The organism is Pseudomonas sp. XP1, assembly GCF_053557675.1.
Genome location: NZ_JBNRIJ010000069.1, coordinates 1 through 5,636, shown reverse-complemented (window position 1 = coordinate 5,636; position 5,636 = coordinate 1). Strand labels below are relative to the sequence as shown.

General features: G+C 60.6%; 3 protein-coding genes. 1 reads left to right on the top strand and 2 read right to left on the bottom strand.

What is annotated here, in order from left to right:
* Positions 1 to 120: 120 nt before the first annotated feature.
* Positions 121 to 1,497, bottom strand: coding sequence for an HlyD family type I secretion periplasmic adaptor subunit (locus tag ACK1U9_RS25605; RefSeq protein WP_046617192.1), 1,377 nt, complete (start codon positions 1,495 to 1,497; stop codon positions 121 to 123).
* A complete protein-coding gene (locus tag ACK1U9_RS25600; protein ID WP_449110274.1) occupies positions 1,487 to 3,643 on the bottom strand; it encodes a type I secretion system permease/ATPase in 2,157 nt (718 codons plus the stop codon). Before ACK1U9_RS25600 ends, ACK1U9_RS25605 begins: the two co-directional genes overlap by 11 nt.
* Before the next feature lie 913 nt (positions 3,644 to 4,556).
* On the opposite strand from ACK1U9_RS25600, the gene ACK1U9_RS25595 reads away from it, so the two are divergent.
* Positions 4,557 to 5,636, top strand: a 1,080-nt coding sequence (locus tag ACK1U9_RS25595) for a retention module-containing protein (RefSeq protein ID WP_449110273.1), incomplete at its 3' end; no start/stop codon positions are given.

Here is a 5,636-nt window from a genome sequence, read left to right as displayed (position 1 = left end):
GCATCCAGCATGGCCAGTTGCTCGGCCTTGGACAGCGCCGCAGCCTCGCCCGTGGTACCGCATACCACAAAACCGGCCACACCAGGCCACTCCTGCAGCGAGCACGGCAGGGGATGGCGATCACCGCTCGCGCAACGCCTCCGAACGCGCCTTCATGATCGGCTTTAGCAGGTAGCTCATGATGGTCTTCTTGCCAGTCATGATATCGACTGTCGCCACCATCCCCGGAATGATCAGCAGAGGCTTCTCGTCAGTGCCCAGGTGGCTGCGGTCGGTGCGCAGCTTGATCAGGTAATAGGTGGTCTTCTTGTCTTCATCGGTGATGGTGTCGGCACCGATCTGCTCCAGCTTGGCCTTCAGCCCACCGTAGATGGTGTAGTCATAGGCCGTGAACTTGACCGTCGCCTCCTGACCAGGGTGCAGGAAGGCGATGTCCTTGGGCAGGATCTTCGCCTCGATGACCAGTGAGTCGTCCAGCGGCACGATTTCTATGATGTCGCTGCCCGGCTGGATCACCCCACCGATGGTATTCACCAGCAGCTGCTTGACGATACCGCGTACCGGCGAGGTAACCATCGTGCGGTTCACGCGGTCATCCAAGGCCTTGCTGGTCGCCGTGGCCTTGTTCAGCTCGGTGCGCGCTTCGTTCAATTGGGTCAGCGCTTCGCTGCGGAATTTGCCACGGGTCTCTTCGATCTTGCTTTGCACCTCGCGAATGGCCGCCTCGGCACGCGGGATGGCCAGCGCCGTGGAGTCCAGCTGACCGCGGTTCTCCACTTCGGCGCGACGCAAGCGCAGTACCTCGACCTGGGAGATCGCACCGGTGGCCACCAGCGGCTCGGACATGCTGATCTCCTTGCGCAACAATTGCAGGCTGTTGGCGTACTGGGCGCGCTTTGAGCTGAACTCGCGCAGTTCCTGCTGGCGCTGTACCAGCTGTTGTTGCAAGCCACCGATCTCGTCCTGCAATTGCTGGCGCCGGCTCTGATACAGCGACTCTTCGTTCGCTGCCTGGCTTGGCGCGGCTTTGCGCAGTTCCTCATCAATCTTCAACGGGGTGTCACCTACTTCGGCACTCAGGCGCTCGACGCGCAAGGCCATCGCCAGGCGGTCGGCCTCGGTTTCACCCACGTTGGAGGCGAAGCGGGTTTCATCCAGACGCAGCAATGGCTGGCCTACTTCGACAATCTGCCCTTCCTTGGCGAAGATCTCGGCGACGATGCCGCCCTCCAGGTTCTGGATCTTCTGCACCTTGGACGACGGAATGGCCTTGCCTTCACCCCGCGTAACTTCATCGATGGGTGCGACGCTGGCCCACACGATCAGGAACACGAAGAACAGGATCACGCCCCATATGGTCAGCCGCACGACCCGCGGCGCATCCTCGATCAGGGCCTTGTTGACCTCTGGCAGCGGCTGGCCACCCAGTGAATCGGAACCCTTGAAATAGCGCCGCAGGCCGTCCTTGAACTGCCCCACATCCAGCTTATGCAACACTGATCTGCCCCTTCTTCAGCGCATCCATGACCGCGGCTTTCGGGCCGTCGGCGACAATCTGCCCGCGATCGATCACGATCAGCCGGTCCACCAGTGACAGCAGCGAGGCACGGTGCGTGACCAGCAGCATCGTCTTGCCTTCCACCACCGCCTGCAGTCGCTGCTTGAGGCGTTCTTCGCCGGTGTTGTCCATGGCGCTGGTCGGTTCGTCCAGCAGCAGGATCTGCGGGTTGAGCAAAAGTGCGCGGCCCAGGGCGACGTTCTGTCGCTGGCCGCCGGACAGGTTCTGTCCGCGTTCACCTACCTGCAACTCGTAGCCGTCCGGGTGCAACCGGGCGAACTCATGTACACCCGCCAGTTCGGCAGCCTGCAGAATCAACTCATCCTCTATGTAACGGGCCCCGCTGACCAGGTTGTCGCGCAGGGTGCCGGCCAGCAGCTGAATATCCTGGGGCACGTAGCCAATGTTGTGGCGCAGTTCGCTGACGTCGATCTGGCGAATGTCCACGCCATCGACCAGCAGCGAGCCGCTATCGGCTTCGTACAGGCCGACGATGAGCTTGGCCAGCGAGCTCTTGCCCGAGCCACTGCGGCCGATAATGCCCACCTTCTCGCCGGGGCGGATGGTGAGGTTGATGTTCTTCAAGGCCTGATTCTGTTGGTTCGGGTAGGTGAAATCGACTCCGCGGAACTCGACGCTGCCCTGCAGCACCTTGCGGCTCAGCGGGCGTTCTTCGAAGTTGCGTTCTTGCGGCAGTTCCATCATGTGGTCGGTGGAGACCATGGTCACCTTGGCTTGCTGATAGCGGGCGAGCAGGCCATTGAGCTGGCCCAGCGGGCCGAGGGCGCGGCCGCTGAGCATGTAGCAGGCCACCAGGCCGCCCATGCTCAGGTTGCCGTCGATGATCAGGTACACGCCGACGCAAATCATCGCCACGCCTGCCAGTTGCTGGATCAGCAGGGTGATGTTCATCGCCAGGCTCGACAGCACCTTCACCCGCAGTTCCAGGCGGCTGAGGGTGCCAAGGGTCTGCTCCCACATGTACTGGCGTTCGCTTTCGGCGTTGTTGACCTTTACTGCATCCAGTCCGGCAAGGGTCTCGATCAGGCTGGACTGGCGCTCCGAGGCCAGGGCCATGGTCCGTTCCATGGTCGCCATCAGTGGCCGTTGCAGGGCGTAACCAATGCCCAGGGCCAGCGGGAAGGCGATGATCGGGATCCACACCAGGTGCCCGCCAATGATGGCGATGACTACCAGGATCAGGACGGTGAACGGCAGGTCGATCAGACTGGTCAGGGTCAGCGAGGCGAGGAAGTCACGCAGGCCCTGGAATTCGTGAATGTTCTGGGCAAAGCTGCCAACCCTGGCCGGGCGGTACTTCATCGACATGCCGACGATACGTTCGAACAGCGTTGCCGAAATGATCAGGTCGGTCTTCTTGCCAGCCAGGTCCAGGCACAAGCCGCGCAGGCCCTTGAGGATCAGGTCGAAGATGTAGGCGCCGGCGATGCCGATGGCCAACACCCAGAGGGTCGAGGTGGCTTGGTTGGGCACAACCCGGTCATATACGTTCATCACGAACAGTGGCGCGGCCAGGGCGATCAGGTTGATCACCAGGCTGGCAGCGATCGCGTCGATATATAGCCACTTGCTGCGCAGCAAGGTATCGCGGAACCACGACTTCGCCCGCGGGATGAGGTTGCCGTGGCTGACATCGAACTTGTGCTGCGGCTGCGCGAAGAACACCCGGCCACTGTAATCGCTCTGCAGGGCTTCGCGGCTGACATGCACCTCGCCGCCATCGCTCTCGCTGAGCAGCAGGCGCGCGGTGTCTTCGTTTTCCCAGCCCAGCAGGACGGCGCTGCGGCCTTCCTTGAGCAGCAGCATGGCTGGCATGGCGATGCTCGGGATATGCTCCAGTTTACGCTGCAGCAGGCGCCCCTGCAGGCCGGCCCTGGCGGCAGCGCGGGGCAGCAACTCGGGGCTCAGGCGCTGGGCCGGCAGCGGCAGGCCGGTGGTCAGCATGACCCGGCTGGCGGGTTTCTGGTGCAGGACACACAGGCTCAGCAGGCTATCCAGCAGGGGATCGTCATGCTGACTGCGTGGATCGTGGCTGAGTTGGACTCGACTGACTTCGGATTCCACGCGGCGCTCTCTTCATCCTTGTGGTGGGTGGGGTAGGTGGGCAGCCGTTCAGCTAGCTCACCCTGACGTTCAATGGCGCTGCCAGGCAGTGGTCATGAGGCTACGGCACGCTGGCGCTTGGGCAACCGGTCAATGGTCGCCTTGAATCGGTATCGAGTAAACAGTTCTACGGTCGATACTCCTGCAGACGATGCTGAGTGGTGAATGTTTCATTTTTGAGCCAGTCAGCATACAGGCCGAAGCTATTCTGCAGCATAGCCTGCTATCCGGCTGGCAGCAGAGGTGCAGTTTCGCTCAACTTGTAACTTTGTCAGGAAACAGGCGCTGATTCATTGACGGTATTTTGCTGCTAATTAGTCAAAATTCATCTATTAGAAAGCGGGTCGCTGACTGTTCTGGACTAAAAATCGGCAAGGCTTTTCCTATTCGGGTTGGCAGTATTGCGCGGTTGTTTGCTATCCCATTGATCTACGGCAATTTGCAGTTCCGTATCGTGCTACCTGAAGGGCTGGTGATGCTGGTAAGTTCTCGGCGGCTGGTTGGCTGCCTTCGGCAAGGTTTGTGCTTGTTTTCGAGCATTGGCCTGCGAGTGAGCCGATTATTGACACCTGAGCGGTTACCTTTTTTCCGTATTTGCGGTTATCAAGATGTGGAAAAACGCTTTCAATGATGCGCGACATTGGTCCTTAAGAAACGTTTGGCTAAGGTTCAAATATCAATGTGACATTACATTGCCGATTGTTTAGGATGGCATGTGCAAGGTCAATAGTTTGGCAGTTAGTCAATTCCGAAAAGTTATAGACGGGATATTGACGTCAAAAGCGTCACGAGATCATCGACATAGTTCCGCCTGAAGTGGCCTGCAAGTGCCGCTCTGGCAGGGAAGTACCCATCGGGTCACACGGAGAGTCCAATGAGCAGCGTTGTAGCCATCGTCAAAAGTATTGTCGGCCAGGTTATTGCGGTTTCCCCAGAAGGCATCCGGCGTGTTCTGATCGAAGGGGACCGCCTGCTGTCCGGTGAGGAAGTGCTCACCGGACCAGGGGGGGCAGTTACTTTGGAGCTGGCCGATGGCCGCTTGCTTGACCTGGGTCGAGACAGCCAGTGGAGCGCTGATGCGCCAGACAGCAGCACCGACTTGAGCCAGGCTACCGCACAAGCCGCGCCGTCGGTGGAAGAGCTGCAACAGGCGATCGCTGCTGGTGTCGACCCGACTACCGAGCTTGAAGCGACTGCGGCTGGCCCATCGTCGGCGGGCGGCGGCGGCGCACTGGGCGGTGGCCACAGCTTTGTCATGCTCGAAGAAACCGCGGGCCGGGTCGACCCTACCGTCGGCTTCCCGACTGACGGGCTGGGCTTTGCTGCCGTGCTCGATGGCGAAGAGGTTGGCGTGCTGGATACCACCAGCAACAACCAGGTGACCACACCGACGACAGACACCAACGTTGCTACCGACCTGGCTCTTGGCGCTACCCCTTCCATCAGCGAAGCGGGCGGCGTAATTGTTTATACCGCTACGGTTGGCCAGGCGCCGACCACCAACTTGGTGATCACCCTGTCAAACGGGGCCGTAATTGTCATTCCGGCCGGGCAAACCTCGGGTAGCGTCAACGTCGTGGTTCCGGCAGGCGATACCCCGTATATCGACGGCGGCCAGATTTCGGCGACCGTAACGGGCACAACCGGGGGCGGTGGATTGACGGTAACCGTACCGCAAACACCAGCGGTTACCCAGGTTACCGATACCATCGACACTACCACTGCGACCCTGACGGCCACTCCGTCGGTGACCGAAGGCGGGGTGATCACCTACACCGTGACCTTGAGCAATCCGGCTCAGACCCCGGTGACCGTGACCCTGTCCAACGGTCAGACCATTACCGTCGAAGCGGGCAAGACCCAGGGCAGCGTCGATTTCCAGACCCCGGCCAACGATGTCTACAACAATGGCTCGACCGTCAGCACCACGATTACCGGTGCGACCGGTGGCAAC